General features: G+C 72.9%; 11 protein-coding genes. 2 read left to right on the top strand and 9 right to left on the bottom strand.

Features of this window, described 5'->3' with window-relative positions; all coding sequences use genetic code 11:
• Positions 1-103 precede the first annotated feature (103 nt).
• The 7 genes from SCWH03_RS06940 to uvrC all read right to left on the bottom strand — a co-directional run bounded on the left by SCWH03_RS06940 (position 104) and on the right by uvrC (position 10,363).
• Positions 104-3,052, bottom strand: a complete 2,949-nt coding sequence (locus SCWH03_RS06940; protein WP_173263240.1) for a M14 family metallopeptidase — start codon at positions 3,050-3,052, stop codon at positions 104-106.
• Between the two features lie 173 nt (positions 3,053-3,225).
• Entirely contained in the window at positions 3,226-4,527 is a 1,302-nt protein-coding gene (locus SCWH03_RS06935; protein ID WP_173263239.1) for an MFS transporter, read from the bottom strand.
• Positions 4,524-5,012: a MarR family winged helix-turn-helix transcriptional regulator gene (locus SCWH03_RS06930; RefSeq protein ID WP_254076601.1), complete on the bottom strand. Its 489-nt coding sequence runs from the start codon at positions 5,010-5,012 to the stop codon at positions 4,524-4,526. Before SCWH03_RS06930 ends, SCWH03_RS06935 begins: the two co-directional genes overlap by 4 nt.
• A 272-nt stretch (positions 5,013-5,284) precedes the next feature.
• The gene (gene whiA / locus SCWH03_RS06925) at positions 5,285-6,274 is read right to left on the bottom strand and encodes a DNA-binding protein WhiA (protein WP_017948792.1); all 990 of its coding nucleotides are present in this window, start codon (positions 6,272-6,274) and stop codon (positions 5,285-5,287) included.
• Positions 6,265-7,299 carry a gluconeogenesis factor YvcK family protein gene (locus SCWH03_RS06920; RefSeq protein ID WP_173263238.1) on the bottom strand — a complete coding sequence of 345 codons (1,035 nt, stop codon included), beginning with the start codon at positions 7,297-7,299 and terminating at the stop codon, positions 6,265-6,267. The genes whiA and SCWH03_RS06920 overlap by 10 nt, the downstream gene beginning before the upstream one ends.
• A complete protein-coding gene (rapZ, locus tag SCWH03_RS06915) occupies positions 7,296-8,237 on the bottom strand; it encodes an RNase adapter RapZ (protein WP_173263237.1) in 942 nt (313 codons plus the stop codon). Before rapZ ends, SCWH03_RS06920 begins: the two co-directional genes overlap by 4 nt.
• On the bottom strand, positions 8,234-10,363 hold the full coding sequence (uvrC, locus tag SCWH03_RS06910; protein ID WP_173263236.1) for an excinuclease ABC subunit UvrC: 2,130 nt from the start codon (positions 10,361-10,363) through the stop codon (positions 8,234-8,236). Before uvrC ends, rapZ begins: the two co-directional genes overlap by 4 nt.
• Positions 10,364-10,994: 631 nt before the next feature.
• Here uvrC and SCWH03_RS06905 point away from each other — a divergent pair.
• Positions 10,995-11,939 (top strand): hypothetical protein, encoded by a 945-nt coding sequence (locus SCWH03_RS06905; protein ID WP_173263235.1) that lies wholly within the window; start codon positions 10,995-10,997, stop codon positions 11,937-11,939.
• A 139-nt stretch (positions 11,940-12,078) separates the two neighbouring features.
• Here SCWH03_RS06905 and SCWH03_RS06900 read toward each other — a convergent pair whose 3' ends face one another.
• On the bottom strand, positions 12,079-12,507 hold the full coding sequence (locus SCWH03_RS06900; protein ID WP_173263377.1) for a Rieske (2Fe-2S) protein: 429 nt from the start codon (positions 12,505-12,507) through the stop codon (positions 12,079-12,081).
• A gap of 136 nt (positions 12,508-12,643) precedes the next feature.
• Here SCWH03_RS06900 and SCWH03_RS06895 point away from each other — a divergent pair, with 136 nt between their 5' ends.
• Positions 12,644-13,561, top strand: a complete 918-nt coding sequence (locus SCWH03_RS06895; RefSeq protein ID WP_173263234.1) for a carbohydrate kinase family protein — start codon at positions 12,644-12,646, stop codon at positions 13,559-13,561.
• Between the two features lie 577 nt (positions 13,562-14,138).
• Here SCWH03_RS06895 and uvrA read toward each other — a convergent pair.
• A complete protein-coding gene (gene uvrA / locus SCWH03_RS06890) occupies positions 14,139-17,159 on the bottom strand; it encodes an excinuclease ABC subunit UvrA (protein WP_173263233.1) in 3,021 nt (1,006 codons plus the stop codon).
• Between the last annotated feature and the right edge of the window lie 201 nt (positions 17,160-17,360).

The raw sequence follows: 17,360 nt of genomic DNA, 5'->3' as shown, positions 1-17,360 counted from the left end.
CCGGAGCGGCATCGAGCGCGCCCCCGGATCGGGCCGAAAAGCGGGGGGCCCGCGCCTACCGGCAGGTACGGGCCACCGGCGCCTTTCGGCGGCTGCCAGGGGGTCAGCGCCGGATCGCGGCGAGCGCCCTGCCGAGCAGGCGCACGCGGTCGGCGGGCGCGGTGACGTGCTCCAGGCCGAAGCCCAGCAGGACCGTGTCGGCGGTGGTGACGGCCGCGTACGAGACGAACAGCTCACCTGTGCGCGCCCAGTCACCTCCGAGCACGGGACTGCCCTCGGGCGCCCCCGGGGTGGTCCAGGGGCCGAGCGAGGTCTCGAAGCCCTCGACGTCCCTCTCCGAGCCGCCGGCGACCAGGGCCGCGTCGTCGGCGAACACCCCGCGTCCACCGCTGCCCGGGTCGGTGACATAGGAGAGCGAGAGCTCCACTTCCCCGCCCGCGTAGGCGCTCAGGTCGAAGGAGACCTGCTGCCAGCCGGCGGAGGAGCCGGTGAAGCTGTGCCATGACCCGCTGGAGCCGGTCGCGGTGCAGCCGCCGGACTCCCGCGTGAGGTAGTGGCGCAGGAAGGGATGCCCGTCGAGGAAGTACCCGGCCTCGCAGTCCTCGGGCACCGCCGTGCCGCTGCGGCCGCCCTCGTCCGGGAGGGTCGTCCAGTCCCCGGCGCCCGCGGTGCGGGCTTCCAGCAGCACGTGGTCGTAGCCCGGCTCGGTGTTCCAGTTGAGTGCGAGCCTCAGCCGGGGCCCGTCGGCCGCGGTGACCCCGGTGAGGTCGACGGTGCGGGTGAGCCGCTTCCAGTCGTTGTCGTCGTGGGTCGCGGAGGCCATCGACGAGCCCGCGTACGGGGCGTAGGGGTTGGTCACGCCGCCGTAGCGGCCCGTCTGGGCGCTCGTGAACTGCGGAAACTGCGCGGGGGGAAGGGTGTCGGAGGTGACGGTGTACGCGCCGGGTGCGTTCAGCGGGTTGCCGTCCGCGTTGGACAGCGGCCCGCCGGCCCCGGCCAGGGCCCCCGTCCCGGAGAACCCGGTGGCCCCGGGCGCGGAGACGCGGCCGTGGGCGCCCAGCCAGTACTGGCTGAAGTCGTTGGTCAGCGCCCTGCCGACCTGGGCACTGCCGCCGGCCAGCTCACCGGCCTCGATCAGCTTGCCGCCCTCGTTGAGGTAGTCGCGCAGGGCGAGCTGGGTGGGGCCGCCGGGCGCCTGCGCGCCGGTGTGGTGGACGGCCGTGGAGAAGTGGCCGAGGACGCCGAGCGGGTGCGGCGCGCCCTGGGTGGCGACGTCCCAGACCACGGCCTTGCGGCCGTTGGCCTTCAGGGCGTCGACGTACACCTGGGCGTGCCGGGCCGGCGCGCCCTCCTCCGCCACCACCACGGTGTCGGCCGTGGGCCGGGCCGCGACGGTGTAGGTGAAGCGCTCGCTGGAGGTGCGCTTGCCGCTGCTGGTCTCGCCGGTGAACCAGACCTCGACCCGGTCGCCGGCGTCCCCGTCCCCGACCTCGGCGCGGTACTCGTCGAAGCGGATGTTGTCCTCGCCGCCGTAGGTCTCGCCGCCCTTCCACGGCCTGAGCGCCCTGTCATGGGTACGGCCGCCGTTGACGCGGTACTTGAGTTCCTTGTCCCGCAGGGACCTGCGGGCGACGACGGAGACCTCCTGGTGGCCACCGCGGGCGTAGGAGGTGGTGAACGGGTCGACGGTGAAGTCGGGGGCCGCCAGGCCGACCGGTGACGACGGCTGGTCGGGGTGGGCCGCGGTCTCGGCGACGGAGAGCGCGAACTCGACGTTCTTGGCGAACTCCGCCTGGATCAGCTTCTCGTCGTCGGGGAAGTTGAAGCCGGAGCGGCAGTCCTCGGGCCGCCACCGGTCGTCCGGGTCCGCGGCCGAGACGGTCTGGCAGGTCGTCATCTCCGGGGTGAACATCATCGTCCCGTTGACGTTGGCCGCGTGGCCGTTGGCCTCGCCGTTGGTGATGTAGAGCTCGGACGAGACCTGGGGGTGGTAGCCGGGGACGGCCGGGTTGTCCGGGGTGCCCGCCAGCGCCTTGTAGAGCACGTCGTCCGGGGTGGGGGTGGCGACCTGCCAGCCCACGCCGTACAGCAGCAGTTCGGCGGCGGAGTGGTAGTTGATGCCGTACTCGAAGCCGATGCGCTTCTGGAAGCGGTCCAGGGCGACGGTCTCGGGCTCGGAGGAGGGGCCGGGCCCGCGGTAGGTCTCGCCGGCGGGGTTGGGCGACGAACCCTCGTTGTCGTAGGCCCACTTGTAGGCGAAGTTGCGGTTCAGGTCGACGCCGTCGCCGGTGGTGATCGTGCCGTCGCCGTTGTTGTCGCGCAGGTTCTTGCGCCAGAGGCGGTTGCTGTCGGAGGCGTGGGTGAAGTCGTAGCCGTCCGGGTTGGCCGAGAGCAGGAACCACAGCTCGGTGCGGTCCACGATCCGGGTGATGCGGCGGTCCTTGCCGTAGCCGTCCACGTAGTGGTGCAGGAGCCGCCGGGTCATCTCGGGGGTGATCCACTCGCGGGCGTGCTGGTTGGACAGGTAGAGGGTGGCCGGCTTGGCGCCGTCCCGGTGCTTCCTGGCGCCCCTGGTCAGCTTGAGGGCGAGGATGTCCTTGCCCTGCACGGTCCTGCCGATGCTGACCACTTTGGCGATCGACGGGTTGGCGGCGGCGACGGCGAGGATCTCCTCGCGCAGGCCGCCCTCCCCGCTGTACGGCCGGAAGACGCCGTCCCCGGCGGCGGCGACGCGCTTCTGCGCCGCGCCGGACACGGTGTGCTCGGTGAGGCTCACGCCCTGGTCGCGGAGCGCGCCCGCCTGGTCGTCGGTGAGGAACACCTCGACCGTGGCGGTGCCCCTGGCCGGCACCTGCTCGGTCAGTTCATGACCGTCGGCGCCGGCCTGGAGGAGGAGTGGTACCTGTTCCCTGGCGACCTCGGCCTGCCATACGGAGAGTCCGGCACCGGAGGCGCCGGAGGCGCCGTCGGCCGCCCGGGCGAGCGGCGCGGCTGCCAGGCCGGCCATCAGCAGCGAGGTTGCGGCGAGGATCGATCTCGCTCGTCGTCTCATGGGCCCCCTTGCCTTTCGTCTGCCGTGAAAGAGAGCAGATGCCAGGCTCATGACACTTCATGATCATGTCAAGAAGCGCCCGACGGCCACCCTGGGGTCGGGCCGGGGCGGGACACGGTGGGGCGCTGCAGGAAGCCGGCGTACCCGCTCACCGGGCTCGAGGCTGAGGCGCATCAGGAGACCTGACCGGCGATCGCCGTCGCGTCGGCGCCCTCGGGGACGGCCGGCCTTGCGGCGGCAGGCGGCGTGCGGTAGGTGCGAAGGGGCGTGTTGACCGCGGCCACCGCGGCGATCGCCAAGGCAGCCGACAGCCCGCCGAAGACCAGGGAGAAGGGGGCGGAGGTGAGCGACGCCAGCAGGCCGCCACGGAGGTTGCCGAGTTCAGGGCCCGCGACACCGATGACGTGCTCCACCGAGGAGACCCGGCCTCGGTACGCGTCCGGGGTCTCCCATTGGACCAGGGCACTGCGGGTGACGACGGACACGGTGTCGGCGGCGCCCGCCACGGCCAGGCAGCCGAGCGCCAGCCACAGCGGCCCCGCCAGACCGAAACAGGCCAGTGCCAGTGCCCAGACCCCGGCCGCGGACAGCTGGACCAGGCCGCTGCGGCGCCAGCGTGTCACCGTGCCCAGGAGCAGGCCGGCCGCGATCCCCCCGACCGCGACGGCGGAGAGGAACAGTCCCAGGGTCTGCGGGTTCCCCCCGAAGCGGATCTCGTTGACCAGCGGGAAGAGCGCGATGGGCATGGCGAGCAGGGTTGCGGACAGGTCGGTGGCCATCGAGCCCCACAGCGTCGGGCGGCGCAGGGCGATCCGCCAACCGCCACGCTCCGGCCCGCGTCCGCCGCCCGCCGCGCCGGCGCCTTCGGGCCGGATGGCGGGCAGCCGGATCGACGCGAGCATCGAGACGATCATGGCCGCGGCCTGGGTCGCGTATGCGGCGGGGAGGTCCCAGCGGGCGATGACCAGTCCGGCCGTTGCGGGCCCGGCCAGCATCGCCGCCTGGAAGGAGACGTTGGTCAGCGCAAGACCGGCCGCGACCTGGTCGCCCGGCAGCAACCGGACCGGGAGGGTGCGCCGGGCGGGAGCGCCGAGGGCGCTGCAGCTCGTCCCCGCGGCCACCAGGGCGAGCAGCAGCAGCACGCTGCGGTTGTCCGCCAGGGCCTGGGCGCACAGCCCCGCGGCGGCCAGCAGCTGGCCCGCGGTGGCGGCCCGTACCACCGTACGGCGGTCGAAGGCGTCGGCCAACGTGCCGCCGAGCAGACCGAACAGCACCATCGGCAGGCCGGTGGCAAGCCCGATGGCGCCGGTACCCACTGGGCTGCCGGTCAGGTCCCAGACCTGGGCCAGCACCGCCACGCCGGCTATCTGCCCGCCGAGTTGGGAGACCGAGGTGCCGATCCACAGATCGCGAAACGGCTGACTGCCGCGCAGCGGGCGGATGTCGAGGAACCGGACACGGACGCGCCTGCTCATCGCGGCGGCTCGGCGAGGTGGTGGAGGATCCGCTGCCGCATCGACCGGCGCGCCAGCGCCCTCCGCACCTCCTGGACGACGGCGGTCATCGCGTAAGGGACCTCGCCGTCCAGCTCGGCGACCGTCGCATGGGTAGCGCGCCACTCCGCCTCCAGGAACGGCACAAGCGACCGGCCGCGCTCGGTCAGGTCGATCCGCCGGGTGCGGGAATCAGGCCCGGGCTCGGAGCTGACTAGACCCTCCTTGCGCATGGCGGCGACGGTCTGGCTGGTCGCGGAGTGCGAGCGGTCCAGCGACTTCGCGAGCTCGCCGATGGTCAGTGGTCCGGTGTGGGCGAGCCGGATGAGCGGATAGGCGAACCGCGGCCGCACACCCTCGAGGCCACGCTCGGCGTAGACCTGCGCGATCTCGGCGTCCATGGCCGCCAGAAGCTCGTGCAGGGAATGCCAGGGATCGGGTGACTCTGTGGGATCGGAAGATGTCACAGCGCTAATGTAACAGCGCTGCGATAATTCGCTTCGGGATCGGACCGGAGCCTGCGGCGGTATGTACCGCCGGTTCCCGCCGCCCAGGCGCGGGGACGTGCGGACCGCGCTCGGCCGGTCGCCGGGGATCCTTGGGCGGTGGCGCGAGGAGGTGCTTCCGCTGTTTCCCGCCGACGGCTCCGGAGCACTGTCGCCCCCGGAGCACTCGGCCGGGGTCGGCTCCTGCCGGCCGGCTCTCGGACACCGGGAGGCCGCTCGCCCCCGGGGCCGGCTCAGCCCACGAGGCCGTCGGCCATCTCCTCCGTCAGATTGGACTCCGTACCCGGGATGCCCAGATCCTGGGCGCGCTTGTCCGCCATCGCCAGCAGCCGGCGGATACGGCCCGCGACCGCGTCCTTCGTCAGCGGCGGGTCCGCAAGAGCGCCCAGTTCCTCCAGGGACGCCTGCTTGTGCTCCATGCGCAGCCGGCCCGCCGCGGCGAGGTGCTCGGGCACTTCCTCGCCGAGGATCTCCAGCGCACGCTGCACCCGCGCGCCCGCCGCGACCGCGGCCCGGGCCGAGCGGCGCAGATTGGCGTCGTCGAAGTTGGCCAGCCGGTTGGCGGTGGCGCGGACCTCGCGGCGCATCCGCCGCTCCTCCCAGGCCAGGACCGACTCATGCGCCCCGAGCCGAGTCAGCAGCGCCCCGATCGCGTCGCCGTCGCGCACCACGACCCGGTCCACCCCCCGCACCTCGCGGGCCTTCGCGCCGATGGAGAGCCGGCGCGCCGCGCCGACCAGGGCCAGCGCGGCCTCCGGGCCCGGGCAGGTGACCTCCAGGGAGGAGGAGCGACCGGGCTCGGTCAGCGAGCCGTGCGCGAGGAACGCGCCGCGCCAGGCGGCCTCCGCATCGCATGTGGCGCCCGAGACGACCTGGGGCGGCAGCCCCCGGATGGGGCGGCCCCGGCCGTCGACCAGCCCGGTCTGCCGGGCCAGCTGATCACCGCCGGCCACGACGCGTACGACGTAGCGCGAACCGCGCCGCAGCCCGCCGGGAGCCATCACCACGAGGTCCGAGGAGTGCCCGAAGATCTCCAGGATGTCCTTGCGGAGCCTGCGCGCCGCGATGCCCGTGTCCAGCTCCGCCTCGATCACGATGCGCCCGCTGACCAGGTGCAGCCCGCCGGCGAACCGCAGGATCGACGAGACCTCCGCCTTTCTGCAGCAGGTCCGGGTGACGGGAAGCCGGGAGATCTCGTCCTTCACCGCTGCCGTCATCGCCATGGGCCGATCCTTCCATGCATCCGAAAAATACGGTCGTACGCGGCGGCCAACAGCTCCGGATCATGCCTCGGAGCCCCGTCGGGTCTGGCCACGGGCGCCAGCTCGACCGCGGCACCGAGCCGCTTCGCCGCGTCGGCGAGGGACTCGCGGTCGGGCACGGCGGCCTCGTCGGCCAGCACCACGTCCAGGGCGAGTTTAGGGGCGTGTCGCCCCAAAACCTCCACATGACGCTGCGGAGAGAAGCCCTCCGTTTCCCCGGGCTGCGGCGCCAGGTTGAGCGAGAGGACACGCCGGGCCCTGGTCTCGACGAGCGCGTCCAGCAGCTCGGGCACGAGGAGGTGCGGGATCACCGAGGAGAACCAGGAGCCGGGCCCGAGGACCACCCAGTCCGCGTCGAGTACGGCGTCGACGGCGTCCGGGACGGCCGGCGGGTCGTTCGGCACCAGGTGCACGGACTGCACCTCGCCCGGTGTCAGCGCAACGGTCGCCTGCCCGCGGACCGTGCCCACCTCGTCGGGGCGGGCCGGGTCGTGTCCCCTGACCAGTGCCTGGAGCTCCAGCGGCACGGCGGACATCGGCAGCACCCGGCCATGGGCGCCGAGCAGCCTGCCGACCAGGTCCAGGGCCTGGACATGGTCGCCGAGCTGCTCCCACAGCGCCACGATCAGCAGATTGCCGACCGCGTGCTCGTGCAGCTCGCCCTGGGACTGGAAGCGGTGCTGGATGACCCGGGACCAGGTCTGGCCCCACTCGTCGTCCCCGCACAGCGCCGCCAGCGCCTTGCGGAGGTCGCCGGGCGGCAGTACCCCCAGCTCCTTGCGGAGCCGGCCGCTGGAGCCCCCGTCGTCGGCGACGGTGACGACGGCGGTGAGGTCGCCCGTGATGCGGCGCAGCGCGGCGAGGGACGCCGAGAGGCCCATGCCGCCGCCGAGCGCGACGACCTTGGGCTGGGCTCCGCGTCTGCGGCCGGTGCGGGGCGTGTCACCTCCCCTCAGCCGGCGCAGGCGGGGGTTGCGTCCGGTCACTCGCGCCCCATGTCCCGGTGGACGACGACGGTCTCGATCCCCTCGGAGCCGAGCCGGGCGGCGAGCTTCTCGGACATCGCCACCGAGCGGTGCTTGCCGCCCGTGCAGCCGACGGCGATCGTCACATACCGCTTGCCCTCACGGCGGTAGCCACCGGCGATCAGCTGCAGCAGCTCGGTGTACCGGTCGAGGAACTCCTTGGCGCCGGGCTGGTGGAAGACATAGCCCGACACCTCGTCGTTCAGGCCGGTGAAGGGGCGCAGCTCCGGAACCCAGTGCGGGTTCGGCAGGAAGCGGCAGTCCACCACCAGGTCGGCGTCGACGGGGAGGCCGTACTTGTACCCGAACGACATCACGGTGGCCCGCAGCTCCGGCTGCTCGTCGCCCGCGAACCTGGCGTCCATCTTGGCGCGCAGTTCGTGGACGTTGAGGCTGGAGGTGTCGATCACGAGGTCGGCGTCACCGCGCAGCTCCCGGAGGAGGTCCCGCTCGGCGGCGATGCCGTCGACGATCCGGCCGTCGCCCTGGAGCGGGTGCGGGCGGCGGACGGACTCGAACCGCCGTACCAGGGCCTCGTCGGACGACTCCAGGAAGACGATCCGGCGGGTGACCTCCTTGGCGTCGAGGTCCGCGAGGGACTCGCGGAGGTTGTCGAAGAACCGCCGGCCGCGGACATCCACGACGACGGCGATACGTGCGACGTTGCCCTGGGAGCGTGCGCCGAGTTCCACCATGGTGGGGATCAGCGCGGGCGGCAGGTTGTCCACGACGAACCAGCCGAGGTCCTCCAGGCACTTCGCCGCCGTGCTGCGGCCGGCGCCCGACATTCCGGAGATGATCACCAGCTCGGGGATGGCCGTCTCAGCGGCCTGCCCGGCCTCGGTGGTGCCCGTATCCACGTCTCCTGCTCCGTGTTCTGGTCTGTGCTGCCCGGTCATGTCGTGATTCCCCCGTTCCCTTCCGTCACTGCTGCCCCGTCATCCTCTTCGATGATCTCTCCTGTCGCCATGTTCACCGCCGGAGCCGCCGGAGCGACCTGCGCCAGGGCGGCGGCCACGGACTCGGCGGTCTTCCTGCCGAAGCCCGGGACCTCGCAGATCTGCTCGATCGTGGCCTGGCGCAGCCGCTTCACCGAGCCGAAGTGCTTGATCAGCGCCTGCTTGCGGGCGGCGCCCAGGCCCGGCACGGCGTCCAGCGGGCCGGTCCGCAGCCGCTGGGTGCGCTTGGAGCGCTGGTAGCGGACGGCGAAGTCATGAGCGGTGTCCCGCACCCGCTGGATGAGGTAGAGCCCCTCGCTGGACCGGGGCAGCACGACCGGGTCGTCCTCCCCCGGCAGCCACACCTCCTCCATGCGCTTGGCGATCCCGGCGACGGCGACGTCGTCGATGCCCAGCTCGTCCAGGGCCCGCCGGGCCGCAGCCACCTGCGGCTGACCACCGTCGACGAGCACCAGCTGCGGCGGGTAGGCGAACCGCCTGGGCCTGCCGTCGCCCGACGGGGAGTCCACGGCGGACGGGGCTTCGGGGGCCGACGGGGACCCTGCGGCCGGCGGGACCGACGGGGACCCGGCGGCATCGCCGCCCGCCCCCGCCCGGCCGGCCCCACCGGCCTCCGGGACGGCCCACTCGCCGGTCCTCTCCCGCTCCGCGAGGTACCGCCGGAAGCGCCGGCTGATCACCTCGTGCATCGAGCGGACATCGTCCTGGCCCTCGCCGTGCCAGAGCTGCGTGTCTCCCGCACGGCCCTTGATCTGGAAGCGCCGGTACTCGCTCTTGCGGGGCAGCCCGTCCTCGAACACCACCATGGACGCGACCACGTCCTGGCCCTGGAGATGGGAGATGTCGAAGCACTCGATCCGCAGCGGCGCCGAGTCCAGACCGAGCGCCTCGGCGATCTCCTCCAGGGCCCGGGAGCGGGTGGTCAGATCGCTCGCGCGCCTGGTCTTGTGCAGGACCAGGGCCTGCTGGGCATTGCGCCCGACCGTCGCCATCAGGTCCTTCTTGTCGCCGCGCTGCGGGACGCGCAGCGACACGGCGGAGCCCCGCCGGCCGCCGAGCCACTGGGCGACCGCGGCGAGGTCGTCGGGCAGGGCCGGGACGAGCACCTCCTTGGGTACGGCGTCGCCGCTCTCCTCCCCGTACAACTGCTGCAGCGCGTGCTCGACGAGGCCCGCGGTGTCGACGGCCTCGACCTTGTCGGTGACCCAGCCGCGCTGACCGCGCACCCGCCCGCCGCGGACGTGGAAGATCTGGACGGCGGCCTCCAGCTCGTCCTCGGCGACCGCGATCAGATCCGCGTCGGTCGCGTCGGCCAGCACCACCGCGTTCTTCTCCATGGCGCGTCGGAGGGCCTCCACATCGTCCCGCAGCCGGGCGGCCCGCTCGTACTCCATGTCCTCGGCCGCCACCGCCATCTCCTGCTCCAGGCGGCGGAGGTAGGTGCCGGTGCGGCCGGCCATGAAGTCGCAGAACTCCTCGGCGAGTCCACGGTGCTCCCCGGCACCGATCCGGCCGACGCAGGGCGCGGAGCACTTGCCGATGTAGCCCAGCAGACAGGGCCTGCCGGTCCGCTCCGCGTTCCTGAACACCCCGGCGGAGCAGGTGCGCACCGGGAACACCCGCAGCATCAGGTCGACCGTCTCGCGGATCGCCCACGCGTGTGCGTAGGGGCCGAAGTACCGCACGCCCTTCTTCTTGGCGCCGCGCATCACCTGGACCCTCGGGAACGTCTCGTTCATCGTCACCGCGAGGTACGGATAGCTCTTGTCGTCCCGGTACTTGACGTTGAACCGGGGGTCGAACTCCTTGATCCAGGAGTACTCCAGCTGCAGCGCCTCCACCTCGGTGGAGACGACGGTCCACTCGACCGAGGCCGCGGTCGTGACCATCGTGCGGGTGCGCGGGTGCAGACCCGCCAGGTCCTGGAAGTAGCTTGCCAGCCGCTGCCGCAGGCTCTTCGCCTTGCCGACGTAGATCACCCGGCGGTGCGCGTCCCGGAACTTGTAGACCCCCGGCGAGTCGGGGATCTGCCCCGGCTTGGGGCGGTAGCTGGAGGGGTCTGCCATGGCGTCCACCCTACTGGCGGGCACGGACAGGAGGGTCGGCCGAGGGGCGCGGACACCCGTCATCGCGCCGGGGTGCCGGGGCGCAGGAGGTGGAGGGCCTGAGCCCCCGCACGGCCGGACGGGAGCAGACGAGCGACGGAAGAGCGGCAGACGACGGCCGGGGACGGCCGGGGACGCGGAGAAGAGCGGGCAGAGAGCGGGACAGCAGCGGGAGAGAACCGAGGGGGCCGCGGGGCCGCGGGGGCCGCGGGGAACCGAGGAGAGCGGGGCGGGGACGGGAAGGGAAGGGGAAGGGGAAGGGAAGGGGAAGGGCGGCCGCGGGGAGGCCGGGACGAAGGCACGCGGTGGGGGCCGCTGCCGCTCCCGGTGTGTCCGGACCCGCACGCCCGGCGGCACCTTCCGGACGCCTGCGCCGGGCTCCAGCCCCTTTCGGATGCCTTGGGGATGCCTTTCGGACCGGGACCCGGACAGCCATTGTCCGGAGGGATCCGACACGCTTCAATGCGGGGTGACACGCGGCCGGGCCGGTCGCGTGCGGAAGGGCCCGGAGGCCGTTGCCGGTCGCGTCCGCACACGCTGCCCTCGGTGCGAGGGCCCACCGGGCTGCCGCGCACCCCCATCGAGGAGTCCCATGGGACACGCCGTGCACCCCGCGCACACGCGCGCCGAGCTGGACCGGGTACTGCTCACGGGCCCCTTCCACCTCGCTCTGCGCGCCGCGCTCGCGGTGCGGGGGCTGCCCCTTCAGCGGGTGCAGCACCATCTCGCCCACCGGGGGATCAAGGTCGGTGTGACCAGCCTGAGTTACTGGCAGCAGGGGGCCCGCCGGCCCCGGCGCCCGGAGTCGCTGCGCGCCGTTCAAGCGCTCGAGGACGTGCTGGGGCTGCCGGAGAACTCGCTGTTGCGGCTGCTTCCCGGAGACGGCGGGCCCGGTGCCCGGCGGGCCGCCTGCCCCTCACCACGCACGCCCGCCGCGGTGTCCGGGGCGGTGGAGCGGCTGCTGAACGGGCTCGGCCGGCCCGCGGACGGCGGGCTGCACACCGTGGGACACCATGAGCGGGTACGCATCGGGCCGGAGCGCGAACTGCTGGGGCGGAGCTCCCAGAAGATCGTGCGCGCCCACCGCGACGGCGTCGACCGCCTGCTGGCCGTCCACCGCGGGGGCGCCGGATGGGATCCGGCGCGGGTGACGGTACACGCGACGGAGAACTGCCGGCCGGGGCGCGTGCGCTACGACCGGGATGCGGGGGTGCTGGTCGCGGAACTCCTCCTCGACGCCCGGCTGCGGTCCGGTGAGACGTACCTCCTCTGCTACGGCTTCGAGGACGGTACGGCGGGCCCGAGCGGCGAGTACCTGCGCGGCTTCCCCGGCACCGGCGGGCAGTACATGCTGCAGGTCCGCTTCGATCCGGCGGCGCTGCCGGTGCGGTGCCGGCACTTCGCCCAGGACTCCCCCGGCGCGGCGCGGATCTGCCGGGCCGAACTGACGCCGAGCGGCCGGCGCCCTTCGGTGCACCTCGTCGACCAGGGCGTGCGGCCGGGGATCCAGGGGATCGACTGGGAGTGGCAGCACTGACGCGGCCCTCAGCGTGCGGCACCGCGGGGCGGGGAGCGCCGGGACGGGGCGCTCGGCGAATGGGGGCGCTACGAGCGGGTCACCACCGGCGAACCAGCGCACAAGCAGGCTGGCCTGCGCAGGGGCGGTATGGGCGGGCTCAGGCCTCCGGGCCGGCCACCAGCTTCCCGTTCCGCACCCGCACCTCGACCTCCGGCAGCGGCACGGTGGCCGGTCCCTTGAGGGCCGTGCCGGTCGTCACGTCGAAGCGGCTGCCGTGGCAGGGACAGTTGCCCTCCGTGCCTTCCACCTTGTCGAGGACACAACCCGCGTGGGTGCACTGGGCACTGAACGCCCGGTACCGGCCCTCGGACGGGCAGTGGACGACGAGCCGCTGCTCACGGTAGAGCCGGGCGCCTCCCACCGGGACCTCCCCCGCGGCGCCCAGGTCGACCGGCCCGGTCGGCGTCGGTACCTGGGCGTGGCCCAGCTTGGAATCGGTGGAGCAGGCGGCGGCCCCCAGCCCGGCCGCTCCGGCGAGAGCGGCGCCTTTGAGCACGGTACGGCGGGCGGCGGGACGGCCGGACATGAGGGTCTCCTCGGAACTGAGGGGCCGGGGGTTGGCCGAACCGACGATACCGGCGCAGATCGCGGCCCCTCCGGGCGGGTCGGCCGGGCCGTGGGGGAACTGTCGCACCCCGGGACGATGGACTACGTTCTCAGCCGTGATCGTCGTCGCCGGTGAATCCCTGATCGACCTGGTCCCGCTGCCGGCGGCCGCCGGGAGCGCACTGCTGCCGCCCCTGCTGCCGCGGCCCGGCGGCGGCCCCTACAACACAGCGGTGGCCCTGGGCCGCCTGGGGTCACCCGTGGCCTTCTGCTCCCGGCTCTCGTCGGACGGCTTCGGCGAGGCCCTGCTGGGCGGACTGCGCACGGCGGGGGTGCACACGGCGCTGGTGCAGCGGGGCCCGGAGCCGACCAGTCTCGCGGTCGCCGAGCTCGGCGCGGACGGTTCCGCCGGTTACCGCTTCTATGTGACGGGCACCGCCGACCGGCTGTTCGCGTTGCCGGCCGAACTGCCGGACGGGGTGCGGGCGCTGGCCCTCGGCACCTGCTCGCTGGTACTGGAGCCGGGGGCGAGCGCATACGAGACCCTGCTGCGGCGCGAGGCGGGGCGCGGGGTGTTCACCCTGCTCGATCCCAACATCCGCCCGGGGCTGATCCCGGACGCCGCTGCGCACCGGACGCGGTTCCGGGGCTGGCTCCCTTCGGTGTCGCTGCTGAAGCTCTCGGAGGAGGACGCCGCATGGCTCGGCGGCGCCCCGGACCGCTGGCTCTCCGAGGGACCGGCCGCCGTGGTGACGACGCATGGTGCCCGCGGTCTCACGGTACGCACCCGGGCGGGTGTGGAGGCCGCCGTCCCGGCCGTGGACGTGGCGGTGGCCGACACGATCGGTGCGGGCGACACCGCGAACGCGGCACTGCTGCACGGCCTGGACCGGCGCGGCGCCCTCTCCCGCCGCGGGCTGCTGGCCCTGGACACCGCAGGCTGGACCGAGGTACTCGAATTCGCCGCCCGGGCCGCGGCCGTCACCTGCTCCCGCGCAGGCGCGGAGCCCCCGTACGCGGCCGAACTGGGCTGACCGCGGCCCCGCGAAACGGTCCGTGACCCCGCGCAGCCGCCCTGGCGGAGCGGGGCGGCTCCCCGGCGCGGCGCCGGGACCTCGGAAGCCGGGGGCCGCAGAACAGCGCGGCCCCCGGCACGAGAACAGCGCCGTGGCTCCCCCGCCCGCACCGTTCATCGCCGCGGACGGCCTCCCCGACGAGTCGGCCGGTCCGGTCGCCGACCGCCATCGGCGGGCCGCCGCCCCACCGGTCCCGGCCCTGGCGGGACGACCGTGAGCGACGCCGGCTTCCACGATCTGCGGCACCACGGCGACGCGGAGGTCCGCGGAGGGCGGACTGACCGATCTCGCGGTCGACGTCCGCACGGGAACACCACCGCGCCCTCGGCGCAGAGCGGCCACCCTGGCCCGGGAGCCGGGGAAGCGCCCTGGCACGGGTCCGGGCGGCAGGGCCTGGACAACGGCCGATGCCACGTCGCGATGCCGACGCGCGCCACAGGCCCCCGGGCCGCCGCGCCGAGGGGCCGCCGCGCCACGGCCCCGGTCCCGGTCCCGGCCGCAGCAGGCAGCAGGCGGGGCCGGTCCGGAGCCGGCGTCAGGCCTTGCGGCTGCGGCCGCGCGACGCGGCCGCCTTCTTCCTGGCCGGTGCCGTGTCGGCCTTCACCGTCTTCTTCACCGCGGTGGAGTTGGCGGAGACGACCGGTTTCCCGGACGCGGCCTTCTTCGCCGCCGTCTTGCGCCGCGACTGCGGCGGAACGGAGTCGCTGACGCGCTCCGGGCCGAGGATGTCCCGGAGGAACTTGCCCGTGTGGCTCGCCGGCACCCCGGCGACCTGCTCGGGCGTGCCCTCGGCGATGACGAGGCCGCCCCCGCTGCCGCCCTCGGGCCCCATGTCGACGACCCAGTCGGCGGTCTTGATCACATCGAGGTTGTGCTCGATCACGATCACGGTGTTGCCCTTGTCGACCAGCCCGGACAGCACGTTGATCAGCTTCGCGATGTCCTCGAAGTGCAGCCCGGTCGTCGGCTCGTCCAGGACGTAGACGGTCCGGCCGGTCGACCGCTTCTGCAGCTCGCTCGCCAGCTTCACCCGCTGCGCCTCACCGCCGGAGAGCGTGGGCGCGGGCTGGCCCAGCCTGACGTACCCGAGGCCCACCTCGTTCAGGGTCCTCAGATGACGGGAGATCGTCGGCACGGCCTCGAAGAAGTGCAGCGCCTCCTCGATCGGCATGTCCAGCACCTCGGCGATGGACTTGCCCTTGTAGTGGACCTCCAGGGTCTCCCGGTTGTAGCGGGCGCCGTGGCAGACCTCGCAGGGGACGTACACGTCCGGCAGGAAGTTCATCTCGATCTTGATGGTGCCGTCGCCGGAGCAGTTCTCGCAGCGCCCGCCCTTCACGTTGAAGGAGAAGCGGCCCGGCAGGTAGCCGCGCACCTTCGCCTCCATGGTCTCCGCGAAGAGTTTGCGGACATGGTCGAAGACACCGGTGTACGTCGCCGGGTTGGACCGCGGGGTGCGGCCGATGGGCGACTGGTCGACGTGGACGACCTTGTCGACGAGATCGTCGCCGTCCACCCGCGTGTGCCGGCCCGGCACCGACTTGGCGCCATTCAGCTCACGGGCCAGGTGGGTGTACAGAATGTCGTTGACCAGCGTCGACTTGCCCGAGCCTGAGACACCGGTGACGGCCGTGAGCACGCCGAGCGGGAACGACACGTCGATGTCCCGGAGGTTGTTCTCCCGGGCGCCGTGCACCGTGAGCTGCCGGTCGTGGTCGGCCGGCCGCCGGATCCCCGGCGTCGCGATGGACCTCTTCCCGGACAGATAGAGCCCGGTCATCGAGTCCTTGTTGGCCAGCAGCTGCTTGAGCGGCCCGGAGTGGACGACCTTGCCGCCGTGCTCGCCGGCGCCCGGGCCGATGTCCACGACCCAGTCGGCGACCTTGATCGTGTCCTCGTCGTGCTCGACGACGATCAGGGTGTTGCCCATGTCCCTCAGCCGCACCAGGGTCTCGATCAGCCGGTGGTTGTCGCGCTGGTGCAGTCCGATGGACGGCTCGTCCAGCACATACAGCACGCCGACGAGTCCCGAGCCGATCTGGGTGGCCAGCCGGATGCGCTGCGCCTCACCGCCGGACAGGGTGCCCGCGGCCCGGTTGAGGGAGAGGTAGTCCAGGCCGACGTCCACCAGGAACCGCAGCCGCTCGTTGACCTCCTTGAGCACCCGCTCGGCGATCTTCTTGTCGCGGTCGTTCAGCGTCAGCCGGCCCAGGAAGTCGGCGCATTCGCTGATCGACATGGCCGAGACGTCGGCGATGGACCGGTCCATGACGGTCACCGCCAGGACGATCGGCTTCAGCCGGGTGCCGTCGCAGGTGGGGCAGGGCACCTCCCGCATATAGCCCTCGAAGCGCTCGCGGCTGGAGTCGCTCTCCGCTTCACTGTGGCGCCGCTTCACGAAGGACACCGCGCCCTCGAACGCCGGGGTGGTGTAGGCGCGCTCCCGCCCGTAGCGGTTCCGGTAGCGGACCTCGACCTGGGTCTTGTGGCCGTACAGCAGGGCCTTCCTGGCGCGCTGCGGCAGCCCGGCCCACGGGATGTCCGTGCGGAAGCCGAGCGCGTCGGAGAGCCCGCCGATGAGCCGCCCGAAGTACTCCTTGGTGTGGCCGTGCGACCAGGGGTGGATGGCGCCGTCGTCGAGGGAGCGGTCCTCGTCCGGGACGATCAGGTCGGGGTCGACCTCCATCCGGGTGCCGATACCGGTGCAGTCGGGGCAGGCGCCGAACGGCGAGTTGAAGGAGAAGGAGCGGGGCTCCAGCTCCTCGAAGGAGAGGTCGTCGTACGGGCAGTACAGGTGTTCCGAGTACATCCGCTCGCGCTCGGGGTCGTCCTCGGGGAGGTCGACGAAGTCCAGCACCACCATGCCGCCGGACAGGCCCAGCGCGGTCTCCACGGAGTCCGTGAGCCGCCGCTTGGCGCTCTCCTTGACGGTCAGGCGGTCGACGACCACCTCGACGGTGTGCTTCTCCTGCTTCTTGAGCTTCGGCGGCTCGGTGAGCTGGACGGTCCGCCCGTCGACCCGGGCCCGGGAGTACCCCTTGGTCTGGAGGTCGGCGAAGAGGTCGGCGAACTCGCCCTTGCGCTCCCGCACCAGCGGCGACAGCACCTGGAAGCGGCTCCCCTCGGGCAGCTCCAGCACCTTGTCGACGATGGCCTGCGGCGACTGCCGGGAGATGGGGCGGGCGCACTCGGGGCAGTGCGGCTTCCCGATCCGGGCGAAGAGCAGCCGGAGGTAGTCGTAGACCTCGGTGATCGTGCCCACCGTGGAGCGGGGGTTGCGGGACGTGGACTTCTGGTCGATCGAGACGGCCGGGGAGAGGCCCTCGATGAAGTCCACGTCCGGCTTGTCCATCTGGCCCAGGAACTGCCGGGCGTAGGAGGAGAGCGACTCGACGTAGCGGCGCTGCCCCTCCGCGAAGATCGTGTCGAACGCGAGCGACGACTTGCCCGACCCCGAGAGCCCGGTGAAGACGATGAGTGAGTCGCGGGGGAGGTCGAGCGAGACGTTCTTGAGGTTGTGCTCGCGAGCGCCACGGACGATGAGACGGTCGGCCACGCCGGGTCCGCACCTTTCTTGAGACAGGTCGTGAGGAGCATCGGGGACACAGCCTCCGGCCCGGACTGCTCCAGGCCGGGCCGACCACGGGTCGACGGCTGCCGGACGGATGAACTTCCGGCTCTCCGGAATGCCTCCCCCGAGCCTATAGCACGCGCATTCGATTAACGCCGGTCTTCACCCACCTTCACTCGAACGTGT

The sequence above is a fragment of the Streptomyces pacificus genome (genome assembly GCF_011766325.1).
GTDB lineage: Bacteria > Actinomycetota > Actinomycetes > Streptomycetales > Streptomycetaceae > Streptomyces > Streptomyces pacificus.
Note: the sequence above shows the minus strand (reverse complement) of the source record. Positions and strands in the feature narration are given on the sequence as shown.